This is a genomic window from Micromonospora sp. NBC_00860, from assembly GCF_045207375.1.
Lineage (GTDB): Bacteria > Actinomycetota > Actinomycetes > Mycobacteriales > Micromonosporaceae > Micromonospora > Micromonospora vinacea.
On record NZ_CP108825.1, the window covers coordinates 2,862,454 to 2,884,557 of the forward strand.

Annotated in this window: 22 protein-coding genes; 13 read left to right on the forward strand and 9 right to left on the reverse strand. The window is 72.0% G+C overall.

What is annotated here, in order from left to right; genetic code table 11:
- Positions 1 to 38 precede the first annotated feature (38 nt).
- The 3 genes from OH804_RS13160 to ctaD all read left to right on the forward strand — a co-directional run bounded on the left by OH804_RS13160 (position 39) and on the right by ctaD (position 3,450).
- Complete coding sequence (locus tag OH804_RS13160; protein ID WP_406065349.1) at positions 39 to 497, forward strand: DUF4383 domain-containing protein; 459 nt, start codon at positions 39 to 41, stop codon at positions 495 to 497.
- A 108-nt stretch (positions 498 to 605) separates the two neighbouring features.
- Positions 606 to 1,334 carry an ATP-binding protein gene (locus OH804_RS13165; RefSeq protein WP_196922834.1) on the forward strand — a complete coding sequence of 243 codons (729 nt, stop codon included), beginning with the start codon at positions 606 to 608 and terminating at the stop codon, positions 1,332 to 1,334.
- Positions 1,335 to 1,458: 124 nt separating this feature from the next.
- Complete coding sequence (ctaD, locus tag OH804_RS13170; RefSeq protein ID WP_196922833.1) at positions 1,459 to 3,450, forward strand: cytochrome c oxidase subunit I; 1,992 nt, start codon at positions 1,459 to 1,461, stop codon at positions 3,448 to 3,450.
- A 64-nt stretch (positions 3,451 to 3,514) separates the two neighbouring features.
- Here ctaD and OH804_RS13175 read toward each other — a convergent pair whose 3' ends face one another.
- Positions 3,515 to 4,657, reverse strand: a complete 1,143-nt coding sequence (locus OH804_RS13175; protein WP_196922832.1) for a SigB/SigF/SigG family RNA polymerase sigma factor — start codon at positions 4,655 to 4,657, stop codon at positions 3,515 to 3,517.
- Between the two features lie 222 nt (positions 4,658 to 4,879).
- Positions 4,880 to 6,322: a hypothetical protein gene (locus tag OH804_RS13180; protein ID WP_406065352.1), complete on the reverse strand. Its 1,443-nt coding sequence runs from the start codon at positions 6,320 to 6,322 to the stop codon at positions 4,880 to 4,882.
- A gap of 145 nt (positions 6,323 to 6,467) precedes the next feature.
- On the opposite strand from OH804_RS13180, the gene OH804_RS13185 reads away from it, so the two are divergent.
- Complete coding sequence (locus OH804_RS13185) at positions 6,468 to 6,698, forward strand: CDGSH iron-sulfur domain-containing protein (protein WP_406065354.1); 231 nt, start codon at positions 6,468 to 6,470, stop codon at positions 6,696 to 6,698.
- Positions 6,699 to 6,883: 185 nt separating this feature from the next.
- On the opposite strand, the gene OH804_RS13190 is transcribed toward OH804_RS13185, so the two are convergent.
- From OH804_RS13190 to OH804_RS13200, 3 genes are read right to left on the reverse strand one after another with little or no spacing between them, the layout of a single operon-like run.
- On the reverse strand, positions 6,884 to 7,981 hold the full coding sequence (locus OH804_RS13190) for an iron-containing redox enzyme family protein (protein WP_406065356.1): 1,098 nt from the start codon (positions 7,979 to 7,981) through the stop codon (positions 6,884 to 6,886).
- A gap of 49 nt (positions 7,982 to 8,030) precedes the next feature.
- Positions 8,031 to 9,785, reverse strand: coding sequence for a thiamine pyrophosphate-binding protein (locus OH804_RS13195; RefSeq protein WP_406065358.1), 1,755 nt, complete (start codon positions 9,783 to 9,785; stop codon positions 8,031 to 8,033).
- A complete protein-coding gene (locus tag OH804_RS13200; RefSeq protein WP_196922827.1) occupies positions 9,778 to 10,902 on the reverse strand; it encodes a Vms1/Ankzf1 family peptidyl-tRNA hydrolase in 1,125 nt (374 codons plus the stop codon). Before OH804_RS13200 ends, OH804_RS13195 begins: the two co-directional genes overlap by 8 nt.
- A 142-nt stretch (positions 10,903 to 11,044) precedes the next feature.
- On the opposite strand from OH804_RS13200, the gene OH804_RS13205 reads away from it, so the two are divergent.
- Positions 11,045 to 11,593 (forward strand): hypothetical protein, encoded by a 549-nt coding sequence (locus OH804_RS13205; RefSeq protein WP_196924934.1) that lies wholly within the window; start codon positions 11,045 to 11,047, stop codon positions 11,591 to 11,593.
- A gap of 77 nt (positions 11,594 to 11,670) precedes the next feature.
- On the opposite strand, the gene OH804_RS13210 is transcribed toward OH804_RS13205, so the two are convergent.
- Complete coding sequence (locus OH804_RS13210; RefSeq protein WP_112602008.1) at positions 11,671 to 12,009, reverse strand: DUF3817 domain-containing protein; 339 nt, start codon at positions 12,007 to 12,009, stop codon at positions 11,671 to 11,673.
- Between the two features lie 153 nt (positions 12,010 to 12,162).
- Between OH804_RS13210 and OH804_RS13215 the strand changes: the two genes are divergently transcribed.
- Positions 12,163 to 13,641 (forward strand): glutamate--cysteine ligase, encoded by a 1,479-nt coding sequence (locus OH804_RS13215; RefSeq protein ID WP_406065360.1) that lies wholly within the window; start codon positions 12,163 to 12,165, stop codon positions 13,639 to 13,641.
- A gap of 30 nt (positions 13,642 to 13,671) precedes the next feature.
- Here OH804_RS13215 and OH804_RS13220 read toward each other — a convergent pair whose 3' ends face one another.
- A complete protein-coding gene (locus OH804_RS13220; RefSeq protein ID WP_196922825.1) occupies positions 13,672 to 14,058 on the reverse strand; it encodes a DUF2267 domain-containing protein in 387 nt (128 codons plus the stop codon).
- Between the two features lie 327 nt (positions 14,059 to 14,385).
- On the opposite strand from OH804_RS13220, the gene OH804_RS13225 reads away from it, so the two are divergent.
- Complete coding sequence (locus OH804_RS13225; RefSeq protein WP_406065362.1) at positions 14,386 to 15,399, forward strand: LD-carboxypeptidase; 1,014 nt, start codon at positions 14,386 to 14,388, stop codon at positions 15,397 to 15,399.
- Here OH804_RS13225 and OH804_RS13230 read toward each other — a convergent pair.
- Positions 15,396 to 15,971 (reverse strand): GNAT family N-acetyltransferase, encoded by a 576-nt coding sequence (locus tag OH804_RS13230; protein ID WP_406065364.1) that lies wholly within the window; start codon positions 15,969 to 15,971, stop codon positions 15,396 to 15,398. The two genes, OH804_RS13225 and OH804_RS13230, sit on opposite strands and share 4 nt — an antisense overlap.
- Positions 15,972 to 16,193: 222 nt before the next feature.
- Between OH804_RS13230 and OH804_RS13235 the strand changes: the two genes are divergently transcribed.
- From OH804_RS13235 to OH804_RS13260, 6 genes are all read left to right on the forward strand, one after another.
- Positions 16,194 to 17,204 (forward strand): carboxypeptidase-like regulatory domain-containing protein, encoded by a 1,011-nt coding sequence (locus tag OH804_RS13235; RefSeq protein WP_406065366.1) that lies wholly within the window; start codon positions 16,194 to 16,196, stop codon positions 17,202 to 17,204.
- 71 nt (positions 17,205 to 17,275) lie between these two features.
- Positions 17,276 to 17,695 carry an RNA polymerase sigma factor gene (locus OH804_RS13240; protein ID WP_406065368.1) on the forward strand — a complete coding sequence of 140 codons (420 nt, stop codon included), beginning with the start codon at positions 17,276 to 17,278 and terminating at the stop codon, positions 17,693 to 17,695.
- Entirely contained in the window at positions 17,626 to 17,787 is a 162-nt protein-coding gene (locus OH804_RS13245; RefSeq protein ID WP_406066530.1) for an RNA polymerase sigma factor, read from the forward strand. The genes OH804_RS13240 and OH804_RS13245 overlap by 70 nt, the downstream gene beginning before the upstream one ends.
- Entirely contained in the window at positions 17,774 to 18,976 is a 1,203-nt protein-coding gene (locus tag OH804_RS13250) for a WD40/YVTN/BNR-like repeat-containing protein (protein ID WP_406065370.1), read from the forward strand. The genes OH804_RS13245 and OH804_RS13250 overlap by 14 nt, the downstream gene beginning before the upstream one ends.
- A 79-nt stretch (positions 18,977 to 19,055) precedes the next feature.
- The gene (locus OH804_RS13255; protein ID WP_406065372.1) at positions 19,056 to 19,418 is read left to right on the forward strand and encodes an SCP2 sterol-binding domain-containing protein; all 363 of its coding nucleotides are present in this window, start codon (positions 19,056 to 19,058) and stop codon (positions 19,416 to 19,418) included.
- A 20-nt stretch (positions 19,419 to 19,438) separates the two neighbouring features.
- Positions 19,439 to 21,490, forward strand: a complete 2,052-nt coding sequence (locus OH804_RS13260; RefSeq protein WP_406065374.1) for a glycogen debranching N-terminal domain-containing protein — start codon at positions 19,439 to 19,441, stop codon at positions 21,488 to 21,490.
- Positions 21,491 to 21,498: 8 nt separating this feature from the next.
- Here the strand turns inward: OH804_RS13260 and OH804_RS13265 are convergent, their stop codons facing one another.
- Positions 21,499 to 22,035 carry a hypothetical protein gene (locus tag OH804_RS13265; protein ID WP_406065376.1) on the reverse strand — a complete coding sequence of 179 codons (537 nt, stop codon included), beginning with the start codon at positions 22,033 to 22,035 and terminating at the stop codon, positions 21,499 to 21,501.
- Positions 22,036 to 22,104 lie beyond the last annotated feature (69 nt).

Consider the following 22,104-nt stretch of genomic DNA (forward strand, 5'->3'; position numbering starts at 1 on the left):
GGCAGCGCTCATGCCCGCCGCGCGACGAGGAGCCGGGAATGGTCGGATCGATGGCGCACTCCCGGGCCCGACCCAACCCGGCCGACGGCAAACCGCCGGTCCGTCGTGCGGCGGCGACGGTGGGAGTGTTGTTCCTGCTGGTCGGCGCGCTCGGCTTCGTGCCGGGGATCACCACCGGGATGGACGCGCTGCGCTTCGCCGGCCACGGTTCGGGGGCGTACCTGTTCGGCGTCTTCCAGGTGTCGGTGCTGCACAACCTGGTGCATCTGGCGTACGGGGTGGTGGGTCTGCTGCTGGCGCGGTCGGTCACCGGCGCTCGGGCGTTCCTGATCGGCGGCGGTGCGGTCTACCTGGTGCTCTGGCTCTACGGGCTGGCGGTGGACCACGACACCGGGGCGAACGTGTTACCGGTCAACGACGCCGACGACTGGCTGCACCTGGGGCTCGGCGTCGGCATGATCGCACTGGGCGTCCTGACCGGCCGGGCCCGTCCCTGACCTGGGGTTGCGCGGCGTGACCTGCCTCGCCCCGGCGTCGGTCCGGTTTGGCCGGGAACGGCCTCGGGTAGTTGGCAGATCCCGACCCAGCAGCGAATTGAGGCGCCGATGTCGAGCGGGATCACCTGCGAGGTGCGTACCACGGCACCGGTGGCGGTCGTCCGGCTCACCGGCCCGCTGCACCTCGGCACGATGCGCTCGGTGCACCAGGCGCTCAGCGACGCGCTGGTCGACCAGCCGGAGGCGCTGGTGGTCGACATGGCCGGGGTGAGCGTGGAGGACCGGTTGGCGCTGTCCGTGTTCGCCGCGACCGCCCGCCGGGCCGAGGAGTGGCCGGCTGTGCCGGTGCTGCTCTGCTCCCCGTCGCCGGTTGCCGCACGGTGGCTGGCCGAGTCGACCACGTGTCGGGTGCTCCCGGTCTCCACGGACTGCGCGGAGGCGACCCGGTTGGCCGGCACCACGTCCGCCTTGCGGATGCGGGCCCGACTGGAGCCGGTGGCCGGGGCCTGCCGGCGGGCCCGGGACCTGGTCACCGACGCGTGCGCGCGGTGGAACCTGCCCGAGGCGTCCGGTCCGGCCGCGTTGGTGCTCAGCGAGCTGGTCGGCAACGTGGTGCGCCACGCCGGCACGCCGATGCAGGTGACGGTGACCCTGCGCCGGCCGTATCTGCACCTGGCGGTGGTGGACGGCAGCAGCGCCCAGGCCCGGGCTGGTGGGACGGACCTGCACGCCGAGGGTGGGCGAGGGTTGATGCTGGTCCGGGAGCTGACCCAGCGGTGGGGCAGCGTGCCGGCCGGTCAGGGCAAGGCCGTCTGGGCGATGCTGCCGGCAACCTGAGCGTTCGAGGTGCTTGCGCCGGTACTGGCGATCTGACCGAAATTACCGTCGTTGGCTGGTTACATGGTGTGAGGGTGGGTAGAGCACGCCCGTCCTTTCTGCCGTCACGACGGGGTGAGCAGCCATGCCCAAGCGGGTAACCACAGAACCCGGTCGCGATCGGGGTCCGGCGATCCTGGCACCGGCCCGTTTCGGGGGGTTCCCGGGAGCGGTACGGGCACCGGTCCCCGGAAACTCCCTGATCAAGTTCCTCGCCACGACCGACCACAAGCAGATCGGCCTGCTGTATCTGCTGACTTCCTTCGGGTTCTTCGTGGTGGCGGGGCTTCAGGCGATGGTGATGCGAGCCGAGCTGGCCCGCCCGGGGATGCAGTTCCTCTCCTCCGAGCAGTACAACCAGCTCTTCACCTCGCACGGCGCGGTGATGCTGCTGCTGTTCGCCACGCCCGCCGCGTTCGGGTTCGCCAACTACATCGTGCCGATCCAGATCGGCGCACCGGACGTGTCGTTCCCTCGCCTCAACGCGCTCGCCTACTGGTTGTACCTCTTCGGCGGCCTCATGGTGATCGGCGGGTTCATCACCCCGGGGGGTTCGGCGGACTTCGGCTGGACCGCGTACAGCCCGCTCAGCAGCGTCGAGCACAGCCCCGGCGTGGGCGCGAACATGTGGGTGCTCGGCCTGGTCGTCTCCGGGCTCGGCACCATCCTCGGCGCGGTCAACCTGATCACCACGATCCTGACCCTGCGCGCGCCCGGCATGACCATGTTCCGGATGCCGATCTTCACCTGGAACATGCTGTTCACCAGCGTGCTGGTGATCCTGGTGTTCCCGCTGCTGGCCGCCGCGCTGCTGGCGCTCTCCGCCGACCGGTTGCTCAACGCGCACGTGTACGACCCCGCCACCGGCGGCCCGATGCTCTGGCAGCACCTGTTCTGGTTCTTCGGCCATCCCGAGGTCTACATCATCGCGTTGCCGTTCTTCGGCATCATCACCGAGATCATTCCGGTCTTCTCCCGCAAGCCGCTCTTCGGCTACACCGGGATCGTGCTGGCCACCATCGCCATCACCGTGCTGTCCATGACGGTCTGGGCGCACCACATGTTCGCCACCGGCCAGGTGCTGCTGCCGTTCTTCAGCATCCTGAGCTACCTGATCGCAGTGCCGACCGGTGTGAAGTTCTTCAACTGGATCGGCACCATGTGGAAGGGCCAGCTCACGTTCGAGACGCCGATGCTGTTCGCCATCGGCTTCCTGGTCACCTTCCTGCTCGGCGGCCTCACCGGGGTGCTGTTGGCCAGTCCTCCGGTCGACTGGCACACCCACGACAGCTACTTCGTGGTGGCGCACTTCCACTACGTGGTGTTCGGCACGGTGGTCTTCGCCCTCTTCGGCGGCTACTACTTCTGGTGGCCGAAGATGACCGGGCGACTGCTCGACGAGCGGCTCGGCAAGGCGCACTTCTGGACGATGTTCATCGGCTTCCACGGCACCTTCCTGGTGCACCACTGGCTGGGCAACGAGGGCATGCCGCGCCGGTACGCCGACTACCTGCCCACCGACGGCTTCACCACGCTGAACACGGTCTCCAGCATCTTCGCGTTCATCCTCGGCCTGTCCACCCTCTTCTTCATCTACAACGCCTGGAAGTCCTGGCGGTACGGGGCGATGGTGACGGTGGACGACCCGTGGGGCTTCGGCAACTCCCTGGAATGGGCCACCAGTTGCCCGCCGCCGCTGCGCAACTTCGACCGGATGCCCCGGATCCGCTCCGAGCGCCCCGCCTTCGACCTGAAGTACGGTCCGCTCGTCGCCGACCTGGGCCGCGACCTGCCGCAGCGCACCACCAAGCCACCGCAGCAGTTCTCCGACGAACTGCGGATGGAGCACCACGCACCGGAGTCGCCGGCCGCCGAGGGCGCGCACGGCGCCCGGGACGCTGTCGACTACCGGCCGGCGCCGCGCTCCGGCGCCCGCCCGGTGGACGTGCCGGAGCCTGAGGGCGTCCGCCGGCCGAGCTTCGAGGAGAGCGACCCGCCGCAGGACGCCGAGGACGCGCCGAAGCCGCACGAGCGCTGGCGGCATCCGCACAGCGACGGCAACCCCGAAGAGCACTGACAGGGGTACGCGGAAAGGGCCGACACCTCGCGGGGTGTCGGCCCTTCGCCTGTTTCGGGTGCGGTCAGTCCCGGGCCGGCGCCAGGCCGGCGGCGGTGAGCGAACGGCGTACCGCGGGTTGGACCCGGGTCAGCCGCAACGGCACCCCGGTCCGTTCCGCCGCGTCCCGCCCGGCCATCAGCGCGGCGATCCCGCCTGCGTCGAAGCCGCCGGCGCCGACCAGGTCGACGACCACCTCGCTGGGCTGGCCGGTGACCGCCTCGAGCATGGCCCGGCGCAGCTGGTCCGCGCCGTCGCGGTCGATCTCGCCGCCGACCTCGACCACCACCGTGTCGCCGTTCTGCTTGACCGAGATCCGGGTTTTGCCCGGGTCGGGTTCGGCGGCCCCGTTCTGCCACGGCGGCGGCGCGTCGGCGAGCATCGCCTGACGCAGCCAGGTGAGCGCCCGCGACAGCAGCCGGGACACGTGCATCTGCGAGATGCCGAACCGGGCGGCGATCTCCGCCTGGGTCTGGTTGCCGTAGAAGCGCATCGCGAGGATCCGTCGCTCCCGCCAGGGCAGGCGGTGCAGCAGACCGCTCACCGTCACCCGGTCGTCGACCGATTCCAACGCGTTGTCCGACTCGCCGACCAGGTCCCCGAACTCGGCGGAACTCTCCCCACCCACCGGCGCGTTGAGGGAGGCCGGGCTGTAGCCGGCCGCCGACTCCAGGGCGGCGAGGATCTCCTCCTGCGGGGTCTCCAGCCGGGCCGACAGTTCGGCCACCGACGGGGCCCGGGACAGCTCGCTGGTGAGCGCGGCGGTGGCCTGCCCCACCTCGAGGATGAGGTCCCGCAGCCGGCGGGGCACGTGCACGCCCCAGGTGCGGTCCCGGAAGTGTCGTTTGATCTCGCCCACGATGGTGATCGCGGCGTACGCGGTGAAGGAGCCCCGTTCCGGGTCATAGCGGTCGACGGCGTTGACCAGCCCCAGTCGGGCCACCTGCTCCAGGTCCTCCAGCGGCTCTCCACGTCCCCGGTACCGGCGGGCCAGCCGGCCGGCGAACGGCAGCGCGAAGCGCACCAGGTCGTCGCGGGCCTCCCCTCGCCGCTCCGGTGGCAGCCCGGCGATCCGGGCCGCGTACGCCATCGCCGCCGCGTCGAGATCCTCCAGACCCCGATCGGTGGGTGGTGGTGTGGTCGTGGTCGTGCTCGTCTGTCCGAACATCCGCGCCTCCCTCAGGAAGGTCCCCCGCCCGGATCGGGAAACCGGTCGTGCGCGTGGTCGAGCCACGCACCGGGCCGGAAAGTGGGTCAGTGACTGGGATGCCAGCGGGCGACACCGCCTCTACGCAGCGCAATCAGGCCGTCGCAGCCAGCGATGTTCCCGCTCCGTAGGTACTCAATCACGGGACCCCGGGTTCGCGAGGATGTTTCGGCGTCCTCCGTCTCAGGAGACCAACAACCCCTGGTGGCCGCCGCTGTCGCGGAGCACGGAAAGGGCCTCGGCGACCCCCAGCGGGGGCGGCGCGGGCAGGTCGTACGGCTGGGCACGCAGGACCTCGGTGGCCCGGCGGGTGGGCACCGAGGTGACCGGGTAGCCCCGGGCGGTGGTGCGGTCCAGCGCCCGACGCCGCCGGCCGAACCCGGCGACGGCCAGCCACTGCGGCAGCCCGGCCAGCGCGGGCGAGCGCACCCCGGGCGGCTCGGGCAACACGTCCACCGAGCTGAACGCCTCGCTGCCGGCCAGCCACCACTCGGCCTCGTCGACGTTGCGGCGGGTGGCGTTCTCGCACCAGTACGGCACCAGCCCCGCCCGCACCACCTGCCACGGGTCGAGCAGTCGGCCGCACTCCACCACCAACCGGTCGCCGGTCTTGCCGGCGCGCCGCAGCCACCGCCGGTACAGGTCGGCCACGCCCGCGCTCAGCGCCGCCGGCCGGGGCACCAACACCCGGTGCAGCGGGTGCTGGTGCCGGGCGGACCAGTCCCGAGCGGCCAACTCGAAGCCCGGGTCGACGCCGTGCTCGGCGTACGCCGACGGTACGGACACCTCCGGCGGCTCCCACCGGGTCGCGTCGCCGCCGACGGAGCGCAGCACCTGCCGCAAGGCGTGGCTGTCCGGGTGGAAGTCCACCGGGTCCAGCCCGCTGCCCGGGCAGCCGACCTGGAAGCTGTGCCCCGGACCGCGCTCCAGGACCGGCCAGGTGCGCGCGTCGCGGATCAGCAGCACGGGGGCATCCGGCAGCAGCCGGTCGGCCAGGAACTGCGCGTACGCGGCCGGTAGGGCCCTCCACGCGGCGGTCAGGGACACGGTCGCCCCGGCCAACGCGCCCCCGCTGGCCGGGCAGTGCACCTGGCGCAGGTGCAGATCGGCGTTGCCGGCGAGCAACCGGGTGGCGAGTGCCGCGCCGTGCTCCACGGCGTCCGCCGGGCGGTCCACGCCGCCGTCGGACCAGTGCACTGTCATCTCGAAGCCCGCCGGCAGCCACGGCACGCCGAGGGCGACCGCGAGGTGCGCCGCCGCGCCGTGCGGAGACCCGATCAGCACCCCGGGGTAGCGCCGGCGGGGGTACTGGTCGACGAACCAGCGGGCCACCCGGGCGGCGTCGACCTCGTCGACCTGGGCCACGGTGAGGGCGACCCGGCCGGCGGCGCGGGTGACCGCGGCGCGGCGTACCGGCTCGGGGGCGCCGGGGAACCGCGATGTCGGCCCGGTGTGCCCGAGGTCGGCGCAGTCGACCCCGCGCAGCGCCCGGGCGGTGGCGGCGACCAGCACCCGGGCCGAGCTGCCCGCGGCCACGACCCGGTCGCCGGCCAGACCGGCGCCATCGGCCGTGAGCCCCTTGTGCACCTTGTGCACCGGCCCCACCTTGCCTCGTTCGCTCACCACGCGGCCCGGCTTCCCGTCCCGATGGGGTTCAAACGGGGCATCACCCACCCGGCGGCACATTCCGCTGGTCAGCGGGGTGCCCCGGTCATCACCGTCGTTCTGCGTCTCGGGTTTCGCCAGGGCCAGGACGGGCACTTCCGGGGCCATGCGCACCGACGACACCAGCGAGCCCACCGCCGCCACGATCACCCCGTACGAGGACGGACCGCTGCTGGTCCGCGGCGACTTCGCGTTGGTCACCCCGGACGGTGAGCGCATCGACACGCGTCGGGGCACTGTGGCGCTGTGCCGGTGTGGCAAGTCGGCGCTCAAGCCGTTCTGCGACGGCACCCACAAGGCCATCAACTTCCGGGCGGGCACCACCCGCGAGGGCTGACCGCACGTCGCCGCGTCGCCGCGTCACGCGGCGAGAGCGCACGGACGGGCCGCACCAGAGACACGCCACCTTTGCTCTGCACCCGCCCACGCGCCAGTTACGGACCGTGCGTGGTGCGCGGGCGGGTGCAGAGCAAAGGATGGATTCCGCGCTCACGCCCCACCCAGACAGCCGGGCGGTCTGGATCAGACGAGCGCGGGCGGGGCCGGCGGGGCCACCGCGGGCAATGCGACAAGCGAGACCCTGGGCGGCAGGGCCGGCGGGGCGGGTGTCCGCAGCGAGCTGCGGCCGGCGGCCCACCTGTCCAGCAGGTGCGCGGCGAACAGCCGGTCCACCGCGAGCCCGGCCGCCGCGCCGAAGAGCACGTCCTCGGCCAGGGCCGGCTCGACGCGGACCAGGCCGCCGCACATGTCGTGCGCGGCGATCTGCTCGTGCACCGCGTCGGCCTCGACGTGCTCGTCGTAGAAGCGGGTCGCCACCTCGTCGAAGCCGAGCCGGCGCAGCCCGTTGCCGTAGCGACGGTTGGGCAGCGAGGAGGTCATCTCGAACGCGGCCAGGTGCCCGAGCAACGCGCCGCGCAGCCGTCGGTGCAGCCCGAACAGCGACATCACGTTGTTGGTCGCCAACGTCACCGCCGGCGCCACGTCGACGTGAGCGCCGTAGGCGGTGTCCAGGCCCAGCCGGTCGAGGGTGCATCGGAACAGCTCGGCGTGCATCCGGTCCAGCCGCCCGTTGCCGTACTCGTCGGTCTGGATCTCCACGAGCGCGGCCTTGGCCGGGCCACCGAGGCGGGGCAGCGCCCAGCTGTGCGGGTCCGCCTCCCGCAGGTGGTAGACGGAGCGGTGCACGACGAACTCGCGGAACTGGGTGAGGTCAGCGCGCCGTTGCAGCGTCGCGGCCAGCGACGGCCCGTCGTCGGCCGCGACCAGCTCGGCCAGGCCGGCCGCCACCCCGGCGGCGGGCACCAGCGGTGCGCCGACCAGCCGACGCAGCGCCGCCTCGAAGACCCGTTCGCAGCGGGCGCGCAGGGCCAGCAACGTCGGCTGCCACTCCCACGACTCGTCCACCCCGAGCCAACCCCGGTAGTGCAGCTCGTAGCAGAGGAACAGCGTCAGCTGAAGGTCCTCGTCGGTGATCGGGTCCGCCGGGTCGAGGCCGACACCGAGATCGGCCGGCAGGTCGTGCGGCGGGTGCCGCAGAGCCTCGACGACCGCCGCGGAGAGCGGACCCCGCTCCCTCGGCAGGGTCGCGGGACCGTAGCGGCGGTCGGCGGGCTCGGACATGGGACCTCCAGCGTCGTCGGGCCGCTACTGATGCCCTGGTCCAGGGTGGCTAAACGAGATCGTCGGCGTTCGCGGTGACCTCCACCTGCTCGCGGACCTTGCGGGCCGGGGCGCCCTCGGCGTACAGGCCGCGCAGGTCGGCGAAGGCGGGCTCCGGCGGCGCCAGCGACACCGCCGGGTCGACGACCGCCTCGAATACGCAGGGGCGGTCCGCGGCGAGGGCCTCGTCCCAGGCCGCGCCGACCAGCTCCGGGCGGTCCACCCGCACCCCGTGCAGCCCCAGCAGCCGGGCCCACCCGGCGTACGGCACGTCCGGCCGGCGGTGGGCCGGGTCGGATGACGCTTGCCGTCCGCCACCCATGCCGTTCTGGTCCCGGTTGTTGAGCACCAGCACCACCAGCCGCGGGTCGCGCCACTGCTGCCAGAGGTGCGACACGGTGATCAGTTCGGCGAGCCCGTTGAGCTGCATCGCCCCGTCACCGACCAGGGCGATCACCGGCTGGTCGGGGTTGGTGAGCTTGGCCGCCACCGCGTACGGCAGCGCGCAACCCATCGAGCCGAGGGTGCCGCACAGCTGCGCGTTGACCCCGGGCGGCAGGGTGAGGTGCCGGGCGTACCAGTAGAGGACCGAGCCGACGTCGACGGCGACCGCCCCGGTGCCGGGCATCCGGGCCGACAGCTCCTGGAGGACGAGCTGCGGGTTGACCGGGTCCGCGGTGGCGGCGGCCCGCTCGGCGGCGACCTCCCGCCACCGGTCCACCGAACTCTCCACCGTCGCCCGCCACTGCTGCTCGGGCCGACCACGCAATCGGCTCAGCAGCGCCCGCAGCGTCTCGGCGGCGTCACCGACCAGCGGCACGTCGGCCGGGTACCGGGTGCCGATCCGGCGACCGTCGATGTCGATCTGCACGGTGCGCGCCTGCTCGGGCATCGGGAAGTAGTCGGTCCACGGGTCGTTGGTGCCGACCATCAGCAGCGTGTCGCAGCCACCCATCAGCTCGGCCGCCGCCGGGGTGCCGACCTCGCCGAGCACCCCGGTGTGGAACGGCAGCCGCTCGTCGAGCACCGGCTTGCCGAGCAGCGAGGTGGCCACCCCGGCGCCGAGCCGGTCGGCCATCTCGATGATCTCGGCGGCCGCGTCCCGACCGCCCTGGCCCACCAGGATCGCGGTCCGCTGACCGCCGCTGAGCAGCTGCGCGGCGGCGTCCAGGTCCACCTCGTGCGGCAGGACCCGGGCCAGCGGCTCGCCGGGGGTCGCCGTGATCACCCCGGCGCTGTACGACTGCAGGTCGGGCACCAGCGCCTCCTGCAACTGCCGCGGCAGCACCACGCAGGTCGGGCTGCGGGTCGCCGCCGCCGTCCGGAACGCCTGGTCCAGCAGCGCCCCCACCTCCTCGGGGCGACGGCCGTACCGAACGAACTGGTTGCACACGTCCCCGAAGAGCCGGCTCAGCCCGATCTCCTGGTGCGCGCCACCGAGCGGGCCGGAGATGTCCTCCCCCACGATGGCGACCACCGGCTTGCTGTCCAGCTTCGCGTCGTAGAGGCCGTTGAGCAGCTGGACGGCGCTGGGCCCCTGGGTGGCGAGGCAGACCCCGATGCCCCCGGTGAACTTGGCGTGGCCGGTGGCCATGAACGAGGCGGTCTCCTCGTGCCGGGCCGGGATGAACGCCGGCTCGCCGCCGGTGCGGTCCAGCGCCTCGACCAGTGGAGCGATCGCCTCGCCCGGGTACCCGAAGGCGCGGGGCACCCGCCAGGCCAGGAGCCGCTCCACCACGACGTCCGCGACCGTTCGATCAACCATTGCCGCGCCCGGGCGTGCTGGGGTCGACGTAGCGCAGCACCGCGCCGACGCCGTCGGTGAGGTCGGGCGCCTCCTCGGGGCCGAGCACTGTCAACGCCGCGTCGGTGCCGACGAGCGCCCGGACCAGTGCCGCGTCGGCGCGTACCCGCTGCGGGTCGGCCACCGACATGGCGGCCAGCTGCCCCGGGTCGACGGCGATCTCGGTGGGTTCCGCGCCGATCCACAGCTCACCGTTCGCCGACGGGTCGTCCACGATGATCATCATGTCGACCTGGTTGCGTTGCAGGGCCGAGACGACAGCGTCGAGGCCGCCGCCCACGTCCTCCTGCACACCGAACTTGTCCAGCGCGGCGCTGATCCGCTGGTCGGCGATCTCCGCGATGGTCTGCACGGTGAGGTCGTCCAGCATGGTCTGGTCGGCTCCGCCGGCCCGCGACCCGGCGTCGGTACGGACCACCAGGTCCTGCCAGCGCTCCGGCATCTGGGCGGCGATCATTCCGGTGGCCCGGACGTCACCGGCGACCACCACCACGTCCGCGCCGACCTGGTCGGCCAGCTGCACGGTCGCCGCTGTGACGTCGCCGGCATTCTGGTGCCACGCCTCCATGGCCGCCCGCTGGTAGCGCGACTGGGACCAGCCGCCGGGCTTCGCCCGCCGCAGTGGGAACTCGTCCCGGCCGGCGACGTGCGCCCGCCGGGGCACTCCGCCGGCGCTGACCGCCATCGCGTCGGCGCCGAGCCGGTCGGCGATCACACGTACCCAGGCCACCTGCTCGCCGCGTTGCGCGAGCAGCGGCATCACGTGCGGCAGCGGCCCCACGTGGGCCAGGTCCCGCAGTGGTGGCGCGGACAGGTACTCGGAGAGCACCACCCGGCCGTGACTGGCGAAGAGCGCCAGACCGTAGTCCCCGACCATCGGATCATGACCTCGGACCACCCGGTCCAGCGCGGCGATGTTCGCCTCGTCCGCCCCCTGTTCGGCCAGGCTGCGCTCCAGGGCACGCCAGCGCAGATCCAACGCGGGATGGGCGTCCTCCGTGTCCGCGGAGGCGTCCAGATACACCGAGCACCACGGCCCGGGACGGTCGTAGAGCGGGCGCAGGAAGGACAGCTGCATGCTCGACCCCTTTCCAGCTCGGCCCCCCGCTTACCCGGGTCGCCGGGGATGTCACCTCGCGGCCGTGAGCCCGTGACCAGGTTTCATTCACGTCGTTCAACCGAGGACGTCGATACGATCTGTGAACACAAGCGGACTCTCGGTGGTGGGGATGGACAGCGGACTCGATACCCGACGGATCGTGCACCCGACGGAACGAATCGTCACCGGGCGGCTGATCCGCCTGCTCGACGGTTACACCCGCGAGGTACGCATCGGTCAGCCGGTGCTGGTGGCGGTGCTCGCTGCGGCGGCCTTCGCCCGGTTGCCCGCCCTGCTGCTGCGCTCGCTCTTCTCCTTCGGCGGCGGCGGCACCCGGCGTCGCTGGAAGGAGCTGAAGCAGGGCCCGGAATACCTGGTCACACCGGTGCGGCTGCGCAACACCGCCGGTCAGCTGTGCGAGGTGGAGCTGCACGGTCACCTGCCGCAGAGCGCCCTGCACCCGGCGGACCAGGTGCAGCTCACAGTGCGCCCGCAACGCGACCCGGAGCTGCCGCCCCGGATCGAGCGGATCGTCAACCTCACCACCGGGCAGTTGCTGACCCCGCGTACCGCGACGCTCTGGTCGCATCTCGGGCCGCCGCTGCTGTTGCAGGCGTTCCTGGGCGCGCTGCTGCTGGCCGGCATCGCGGCCTGCTCCGCGCTGACCTGATCCCGGCCAGCCCCGTCAGGGCCGGCCGGTCTGCCTCGGTCCCAGCCGGCCACTCGGCGAGCGGGCGGGTTGGCGGCTCAGCCGACCGGGGCGGGCTCGCGGGCCGGTTGCCGGTCGACGCCGAGCATTCCCCGGCGACGGGCCCAGCGCTCGAAGGCCAGGGTGGCGAACGGCGGCACGGCGCTGGCCAGGGCCACCGCCGTGGCCAGCAGGCTCCACCGGTGCAGCCGGGCCACGGCCAGCACCAGCAGGACGTACGCGACGAACAGGCCGCCGTGGATCGGCCCGAAGATCTTGACGCCCAGCTCGTTGTCCGGCGGGCCGTACTTGACCAGCATGCCGACCAGCAGGGCCAGCCAGGAGCAGGCCTCGGCAATCGCCGCCGCGACGAACAGCCGGGTCACCTTCTCGCGCATCCGCACGCCACCACCTCTCGGGGCGCAATGCTATCGGTCTGCCCTGGCTGGGCTAACAGGGCGGGCAACTGGGTAGGAAAGGGTCCTCGGGTCTTCCCCCGCCCGCCGATCACGTGCGAGGTTAGGGGGACCAGCGGTGACAGGGTGGTGACCATGGGCGAGGACGTCGGCGTACGAACCTTCAGTCGAGAGGATCGAGCCCGCTACCGCGACAAGGTCCGCCGCTGCCTGGATGTCTTCGCCGAGATGCTGCGCGAGTCCCGCTTCGACCTCGACCGGCCGATGACCGGCGTGGAGATCGAGCTGAACCTGGTCGACGAGGCGTCGAATCCGGCGATGCGCAACGCCGACGTGCTGGCGGCCATCGCCGACCCGAGCTTCCAGACCGAGCTGGGCCAGTTCAACATCGAGATCAACGTGCCGCCGCGCCGGCTGACCGGCACCGGCACTGCCGACTTCGAGGAGTACGTGCGGGCCAGCCTCAACGCCGCGGAGGTGAAGGCCCGGGCGATCGGCGCGCACATGGTGATGATCGGCATCCTGCCGACGCTGCGCCCCGAGCACCTGACCGCCGAGACGTTGTCGGCCAACCCCCGCTACAAGCTACTCAACGAGCAGATCTTCGCGGCCCGCGGCGAGGATCTGCCGATCGCCATCAGCGGGGTGGAGCGCTTGGCGGTCACCGCCGACACGATCACCCCGGAGGCGGCGTGCACCAGCACCCAGTTCCACCTCCAGGTCAGCCCGGCCCAGTTCGCCGACTACTGGAACGCCGCCCAGGCGGTGGCCGGCATCCAGGTCGCGGTCGGCGCGAATTCGCCGCTGTTCTTCGGCCGGGAGCTGTGGCGCGAGACCCGCATTCCGCTGTTCCAGCAGGCCACCGACACCCGGTCGGAAGAGATCAAAGCCCAGGGGGTACGCCCCCGGGTCTGGTTCGGCGAACGGTGGATCACCAGCGTGTTCGACCTGTTCGAGGAGAACGTGCGCTACTTCCCGGCGCTGCTGCCGGTCTGCGACCCGGAGGACCCGGCGCAGGCCCTCGCGGCCGGCGAGGTGCCCAATCTGGCCGAGTTGCGCCTGCACAACGGCACCGTCTACCGGTGGAACCGCCCGGTGTACGACGTGTCGCGGGGCCGGCCGCACCTGCGGGTGGAGAATCGGGTGCTGCCTGCCGGTCCGACCGTGTTGGACACCATCGCCAACGGCGCCTTCTACTTCGGGTTGGTGCGCGCCCTCGCCGAGTCGGACCGGCCACTGTGGTCGCAGATGTCGTTCAGCGCCGCCGAGGAGAACTTCACCAGCTGTGCCCGGCACGGCATCGACGCGCAGGTCTTCTGGCCCGGTCTCGGCTACCTGCCGGTCACCGAGTTGGTGTTGCGCCGGTTGCTGCCGTTGGCGCATCACGGCCTGGACCGGTGGGGGCTCGACCCGGCCGAACGGGACCGGCTGCTCGGCATCATCGAGCAGCGCTGCCTGACCAGCCGCAACGGCGCGACGTGGCAGGTGGAGACGCTGCACCGGTTGGAGTCGGCCGACCACCTGGACCGGCCGGAGGCGCTGCGCGAGGTGGTCCGGCACTACGTGGACCTCATGCACAGCAACCGCCCTGTGCACGAGTGGCCGATCCCGTGAGCGCACCGGGAAGCCCGATCGGCGCAGGGCTCAGCCGCGTGGGGTGGGGACACCGAAGAGGTCGATGATGCCGCCGGGAAGCTGGGCGAGCAGGTCGTGTCGCTCGTCGTCGTTCAGCGCCTCCGCGACGGTACGCAGCACCGCCTGGGCGTGCTGACGCACCTGGTCGGCGTTCGCGACCTGTTCGCGGTCGCCGACGTGCTTCAGGAACTCACCAATGTCCCACCGGCGGCCCTGCGGATTACGGGTGACCGACGCGTCCAGCCGATCCGGCAACTGTGCCGCCAGGTTGTCCGCCTCCTGTCCGGCGAGCCGTTCACCGAGCACCGACAGGACGGCCTGTACGGACCGCACGGCCTCGTTCTCACCCAGGCCCGCGCGCTGTCGTACCGTGGCGATCATCTGCTCGTAGTCCATGCCTGCTCCTTCGGTCTCGTCGGCATGCCGTCTGGCCTGCCTGCTGACGAACGGGGCGAGTTCCCACGGTCTCTGGCGACAAACGGGTCACGCGCGGACCCGGACTTTCCCGCCGTCGGCGGGCGACCCTCGCAAACATCCGCGAACCAGGCGCGATGGCCGCGACGGACACTGTCCCTTGTGGACCCCGCCCGACATCGACGATTGTCGTAGGCTGTGGCGGCTCGCACATCGTCTGATCACGATGAGGGGACGCCGGTGACCACTTCTGGAACAGACCCAGCCACGATCCAGGGGGCCGCGCGGGTGCCCCTGTCCCGTCGACACATGCTGCGGATGGGAGCTGCGGCGGCCGGCGGCGCGGTGCTCGTCGGCTCAGCGGAGGCCGCGCAGGCCGCGCCGGCTGGTGCGAAACGCGCCCTGCGGGCGCCGGCGTTGGCACCCGGTGACCGGGTTCGGGTCGTGTCGCCCGGCGGCACCCCCAACCCCACGAACATGGCCCGCGGCATCGAGATCCTGCGCAGCTGGGGCCTGGAGGTCGAGCTGGGCGCACACGTCTTCGCCACGTACGGCTACCTGGCCGGCACCGACGCACAGCGGCTGGCCGACCTGAACGCCGCGCTCACCGACCCTGGGATCCGTGCTGTCTTCGCCGCCCGCGGCGGCTACGGCACCCAGCGGATCGTCGACCAGATCGACGTCTCCGGTCTGCGCCGGGATCCTCGGGTGGTGGTCGGCTTCAGCGACATCACCAGCATCCACGGCAAGCTCTGGCGCGACGCCGGTCTGGTCACCTTCTACGGCCCCATGGTCAACTGGAACGACGCCCGCACCGGCCCGGAGTCGGCCGAGGCGCTCCGCAGGGCGGTGATGACCACCGCGCCCGTGACGATCGTCCGGGACCCGGCCGAGACAGCGGCCCCGGTGCTGGTGCCGGGGACGGCATCGGGGCCGCTGCTCGGCGGCACCCTGACGATGATCTCCACGTCGCTCGGCGCGGGGGACGCGCCACGGTTCGACGACGCGATCCTGTTCTTCGAGGACGTGGACGAGGCTCCGTACAGCATCGACCGGATGCTGACCGAGCTGCGTCGGGTGGGGGTGCTGGCCAGGGTCGCCGGGGTGGCCATCGGTCAGATCACCAACAGCGTCGGTGGACCGGGTGAGTGGGACGCTGCGGCGGTGCTGAAGGATCGCCTGTACGACCTGGGCGTGCCGGTCCTGGGTGGGCTGCGACTGGGCCACGGCAACGGACAGCTCACCGTTCCGCTCGGCGCGCGAGCCACCATCGACGCCGAGGCGGGGACCTTGACGGTGGAGCCGGGAGTCCGCCCGCGCTAGCCGTTCGTCGCCGGCCCCCAGGGGGACGGGTCGTCGCGCAACCGGCTGTAGAGGTAGGCGTCGCGCCACTGGCCAGCGCGAAACTCGCTGGCCCGGATGATCCCCTCCAACTGGAAGCCGGCCTTCTCCAGCGCCCGCTGCTCGGCGACGTTCTCCGGGTGGGTGCCGGCCTGGATCCGCTGCGCCGGGCTGTGCTGGAACAGGTAGTCGCAGAGCAACGCCTGCGCGCGCCAGCCGATGCCCCGCCCGCGCCATGGCGGCAGCAGGACGATGCCGATCTCCCAGTACGACGCCCGTCCGGCGTAGCGCCCGGAGAGGTAGCTGACGAGGCCGGCAGCGGACCGTTCCTGCTCGACCTCGACGATGAGCCGCCCGTCGTCCTCGCCGAGGTAGCCGTCGACAGCGAACCTCCGCGCCGGCGCCCCGGCGTCCCGGAAGCCGGCCCAGTCCAGGCCGATCAGGCCGGGCTCGGTGCAGAGCCGCCGGAACATCGCCAGGTCGGGCTCGGCAACCGGTCGCAGCCGGACGGTGAGGTCGGTCGAGACCGGCACCGACGCGCCGCCACTCTCCATGGCGACACGATAACTCGCCACGGCTGGTGGCTGGTGCCCGTGACGCACTCCCCCGCCGGCAGCGCCCACCCGGTCAGACCTCGAGCAGCACCTTCGTACAGTCGTCCTGCGGGTGCGGCGGTGACCGCAGGGAATGGTCGACATCGCGACATTGACAGATTTGGATCAGCTGAGCGCCGATACCGTCGGCCCAACCCGCCGCGCCGCCGGAAGGACACCCCGATGAGGCACGCTCTCCTGCGCCACCTGACCGCCACCATCGCCGTCGCACTGCTCGTCGGGGAGGCCGCCGCGCCGGCCACCGCGCGTACCCCCGGGTCGCCCGCGCCCGGCGGCGTCCGCACCGTGGTCCGCGACGCGGCGACCGGCGCGCCGGTCCCCCGGGCCTGCGCCGCGCTCGTCCCGGTGGACGCCGCGGCGTTGGCGGCGGTCACCCTCGGCGAGGACCAACTCGGACGGTACGGGGGCTGCGCCGACGAGCAGGGCGTCCTGGTGACCGGCGACGTCGCCCCGGGGAGGTACCGGCTGCTGGTGCACCCCTACGACACGACGGTGCACGGCTTGCAGTGGGTCGGCCGGCACGGCGGCACCGGTGAACGCGAGCGGGCACAGGTGATTCAGGTGCGGCCCGGCGTGGTGACCAGCGCGCCGGCCATCCGGCTCGACCCGCCGGGCACCGTCGTCGGAGTCGTGACCAACGCGGCGACGGGCGCACCGATCCCCCGTGCGCTGGTCATGGTGGTGCCCTACGTGCCGCACCCGAAGTACGACGACCACGGCCCGACCACCGACGAGGACGGCCGTTACACGATCACCGGGCTCGGCCCGTACCACTGGCCGGTGCAGTTCGCCGCCGCCGGGCTGGCGACCGTCTGGTCCGGCGGGGTGGGCGGTCGGCAGCAGGCGCGGCCGGTGCGGGTCCGCGCCCGGCAGACGGCGACCCTGAACCAGGCGCTGCCAGCCGGAACGCCGCTGACCGGGACGGTACGGGTCGACGAGCTGCTCACCTACGCCCAGGTGATCGCGTTCGACGCGACCACCGGGGACCTGGCCGGCGTGGCGGACGTGGGCAGCGGTTACGCCCTGCGCCTGCTCCCCGGACAGCGGGTGAAGGTGCGCTGCGACTGCGCGTACACACCGCCGGTCTGGCACCCGGACGCCACCGGCTTCGACGCCGCGCTCCCCGTGCGGATCCGGCGGACGCCGGTCGTGGTGGACTTCAACCTCGGCTGACCGGATTCTGCCCGGCCATTGGAACCTTCTTCCCGGCCCGTTGGTGGGAATGGTGGAGAAGGGGGGTGACGGTGTCCGACGGCGATCTGATCTCCGAGCTCTACGCCGGCTGTTTCCGACGCCTGGTCGTGCAGCTGTACGCGGTGACCGGCGACCTGACCGAGGCGCAGGAGGCGGTGCAGGAGGCGTTCACCCGGGCGCTGATGGCGCCGGGGCGGTTCGCCGGGCTGGAGAACCCGGAGGCCTGGTTGCGTCGGGTCGCTGTGAACTGGGCCCGCAGCCGGTTCCGCCGTCGGCGGATGCTCGACGGGCTGCTGCGCCGGATCGGTCCGCCGCCGGCCGTCGCCGACCACTCCCCGGAGCACTCGCCCTGCTCGCGGCGCTGCGCGTGCTGCCGGAGGGGCAGCGTGTCGCGCTGGCCCTGCACTACCTCGTCGACCTGCCGGTGGACGAGATCGCGGCCACGCTGGGCGTGTCGTCCGGGACGGTGAAGTCCCGGCTGTCGCGGGGCCGGGTCGCCCTGGCGGCGCTGCTCGCCGACACCGACGCTACGGAAACCGGGAGGATCGATGTCCGATCGTGAGTTCTCCGGATTCGACGTGGACACCGTCACCGAAGCCGTCTCGCCGCCGCCCCTCGACGAGCTACGGAGCACCGCCCGGTCCCGTCGACGCCGGTCGGTCGCGATGGTGACGGCCGCACTGGTCGTCCTGGCCGGGCTGACTGTCGTACCGCTGGTGGTCGAGCCGGACCGGGCCGCGCCGGCCGACCCGCCGACGCCGTCGGGTGCGCAGTTCAGCCAGTTCACGCTGACCGGGCCCAACTCCGCTGTCGACGTGCGGCAGGACGGCTGCGTCGTGCGCTTCGCCTACACCGGCGACAACGGCCACAGCTGGTCGGACTGGGACGCGGCGCGTTTCGAGGGCACCCGATGTGTGGCCGGCACCGCCGCCGGGACGCCGGGCAGCGGCACCAACTTCTTCGTCCTCGGTGAGCGGTCCTACCTGGTCACCGACTCGGGGCTGCCCCACCTCTCCACCGACTACGGCCGCACCTGGCGGGACGCGGATTCCGCGATCGTCGCCGTACCCGCGTTCCCGGCGACGGCCCGACCGGTCCTCTGCGGGTTCGGCTGTGCGCCGGTGTCGGAGCCGCTGGCGGTGGACCCGTCGAGCGGAACGGTGTACCGGCTCACCGCCACGGCACCCTCGTGGCGTCCGCTGTTCAGCCTCTACCCGGCAGCCGACGGCAGCATCTGGGCCACGTACCAGATGAGCGGCGGCCAGGGTTCGACAGTCGCGCGCAGCGCCGACCGAGGCGCGACCTGGACCTCCTGGAAGGTGGGCGACGACGCGACGGTGGTCACGGCGGCCGGGCTCGACGATCGGGAAGGGTACGTGCTGACCCAGTCGTCGGAAGGCAGGGTGCGGCTGCTGCGGACCACTGACGGCGCGAAGACCTGGACGGCCACCGGCGCCGACCTGGCGGGCCAACTGCCCTACGACCTCACCGTGGGGTCGGACGGGTCGCTCCTGGCGATCGCGCCCGGCGAGGGCACCGACGACGACCGCCCGGGGCGGCTGCTGGTCAGCCGGGACGACGGGGAGCATTTCACTGTCGCCCGGGAGTACGGCCAGCTCGTCGGTGCGGTCAGTGTGGCGCCCGGGTACGCGTGGGTCTTCGGGCGCGACGACGGGTCGACGGGCGAGCCGGACCACGTCCTCGTCACCACTGACGCGACCACCTGGACCCGCTTTTCACTCGCACCGTGAACAGGGGCACCGCCCTGCGTTAGGAGTGACTCGCACCGGGTAGCCGGCATCCGCTCTTACCAGCGCCGGAGGAGGTGGGATGTCGGCGACCAGCGCCTTCTTCGAGCGGTTGACGGTTGCTGGCCAGGATCCTCGGTTCAGCAAGGTCTGTGGGAGCGTGCGATTCGACATCCGCGACGGGGGCCACCTGGAGCAGTGGCTGCTGGACATCGACCATGGCCGGATGCGGGTGACCCGAAGCGGTGGTCCCGCCACCACTGTGATCCAGGTGTCTTCGCAGCTCGCGGAGGCGATGGCGCGGGGCGAGGTGAACGGGCTGGCGGCGATCACCCGGGGCGAGATCATGGTCGACGGCGACCTCGCCCTGGCGCTGCGCATCGGACGGCTGTTCCCGCGCGAGCCCGGGCCACCTCAGCGCGACGACCCCGACAGTGGGGCGTGACCGACAGTGGGGCGTGACCGATGAGGGACATCGCGGGCACCGTGGCGTGCATCGACGGGAACACCTTCATGGTGTCCGACGCCAGCGGCGACGTGGAATCCTCCCCGAGCACCCCGGTCGGTCTCTTCGCCGCCGACACGCGCTTCCTGTCCCGCTGGCGGCTCACCGTCAACGGCGAGTGCATGACCGCGCTGTCGGTGGACGACAGCCAGTACTTCGAGGTCACGTTCTTCGTGGTGCCGGGCGCGGCGGTGGACTACGTGGAGGCCGACGTGTCGGCCATTCGGCGTCGGCGCATCGGCCCGGATCTCACCGAGTCGCTGACGATCTTCAACTACGGCGAGCGGGACATGACGCTCGACGTGCGCCTGGAGGTGGCGGCCGACTTCGCCGACATCTTCGAGATCAAGTTCGACAGCGGTGACAAGACCGGCGCCCGTTACACGCACGTCGGCCCGGACGAGTTGCGCCTGGGCTACCGGCGCGACACCTACCGACGTGAGGTCGTCGTGTCGGCGAGTGAGCCCGCGGAGTTCGACCCCGGCGGCCTCCGGTTCGCGGTCCGGCTGCCCCCCGGGAAGCAGTGGTCGACCCGGTTGCAGGCCGTCATGCTGGCGCTGCGTCCGGACGGCGTCGACCTGCGCGCCGCCCTGCGCGCCCAACGGCCGGACGACTCCACACTGCCGGAGAGCGTGCAGGCCTGGATCGCGGCGGCCCCGACCCTGGACACCGAGAACGTCGGCCTTCAGCAGGTCTACCGCCGCAGCCTGGTGGACCTGGCGGCGCTGCGCTTCGCCCCGCTGTCGCTCGGCGGCGCGAGCGTGCCCGCCGCCGGGCTGCCCTGGTTCATGACCCTGTTCGGCCGGGACAGTCTGTTGACCTGCTTGCAGACCCTGCCGATCGCCCCGTCGCTGACCCCACCGACCCTGCGGATCCTCGCGTCGTTGCAGGGGGTTCGGACCGACGACGTGTTGGAGGAGGACCCGGGTCGGATCCTGCACGAGCTGCGCTACGGGGAGTCGGCCGCGTTCGAGGAGCAGCCGCACTCCCCCTACTACGGCACGGTGGACGCCTCACCGCTGTTCGTGGTGCTGCTCGACGAGTACGAGCGGTGGAGCGGCGACACCGCGTTGGTGATGGAGTTGGAGCAGGAGGTCCGCGCGGCGCTGGCCTGGATCGACCTGTACGCGGACCTGAACTCCACCGGCTACATCTGGTACCAGCGACGCAACCGCGCCACCGGCCTGGACAACCAGTGTTGGAAGGACTCCTGGGACAGCATCTCCTACGCCGACGGCCGGCTGCCGGGCTTCCCGAGGGCCACCTGCGAAACCCAGGGGTACGCCTACGACGCCAAGATCCGAGGAGCCCGGCTGGCCCGTACCTTCTGGGGTGATCCCGCCTTCGCCGATCGACTGGAGAGCGAGGCGGCTGCCCTGTACGAACGGTTCAACCGGGAGTTCTGGCTGGAGGACCGCGGCTTCTACGCGCTCGCGCTCGACCACGACGGCACTCCCGTGGACAGCCTGTCGTCAAACATCGGGCACCTGTTGTGGAGCGGCATCGTGCCACCGGAGCGGGCACCCCGGGTGGTCGAGCACCTGATGGGTCCGGCGCTCTTCTCGGGTTGGGGGGTGCGGACGTTCGCCGAGGGGCAGCGCCGCTACAACCCGCTCGGCTACCACAACGGCACGGTCTGGCCGTTCGACAACTCGTTCATCGCCTGGGGTCTGCGCCGGTACGGGTTCGGCAACGAGGCGGCCCGGATCGCCGAGGGCATCCTCTCCGCCGCCACCTACTTCGAGGGCCGGCTACCCGAGGCGTTCGGCGGGTTCGACCGCGACACCACCCGGTTTCCGATCCGGTACCCGACCGCCGGCAGCCCGCAGGCGTGGTCCAGTGGAGCCTGCATGCTGCTGATCCGCACCATGCTCGGCATCAACCCGCACGAGGATCACCTGGCCGTGGACCCGGCGCTACCCGCCACCTTCGGGCAGATCGCGCTCCTGGACGTCCCCGGCCGTTGGGGCAAGCGAGACGCGTTCGCCCGGCACCGCCCCGACCAGCGTTAGCGGCACGTTCAGCTGACGATGAAGCCGCCGTGGGCGCGCGTCTCCCTCAGCCAGTCGAGCCAGGACACCCACAGCTCGTCGGTCTCCCACTCGGCGCGCAGGCTCGTCGGCGACGCGTCGTAGAGAATCAACGCCTGCTCGATCTCGGTCTCGCCCACCACCCAGGGGCCGTTGCTCGTCAATTTGAACTCGGGAATCCCCACCTTTCCGGGGCTGGTCTGCGCGGCTGCCGCCCGTTCGGCCGCGTTGTAGGCGTCACGTCGGTGCTGATCGTTGCGCCAGTCGTCGAAGCTGTCGAATGGCCAGTCCGGAAAGGGCTGCGGCGTTGCCTGGTAGGTCATGCCGGCCCACCGCATGCGTTCCCGACAGAACTCCATGCCGGCAATGTTCAGAGCGAACTGGTAGGCGGCGGCGAGCGACGAGTATTCCTCGTAGCACTGTGGCCAGTTGCCGCACGATCCGTTCAGATCCATGCACGCTTCGGCGTGGGCGCGCGCGGTCGCGGCGGGTTCCGGCAGATCGACGTGTTCGAAGCTGTAGCCCATCGGACCCCCGACCGCCGTGCAGAGCAGAAGTTTGGCATTCTGCCCGACGTCGACCAGCGACGCCCTCCG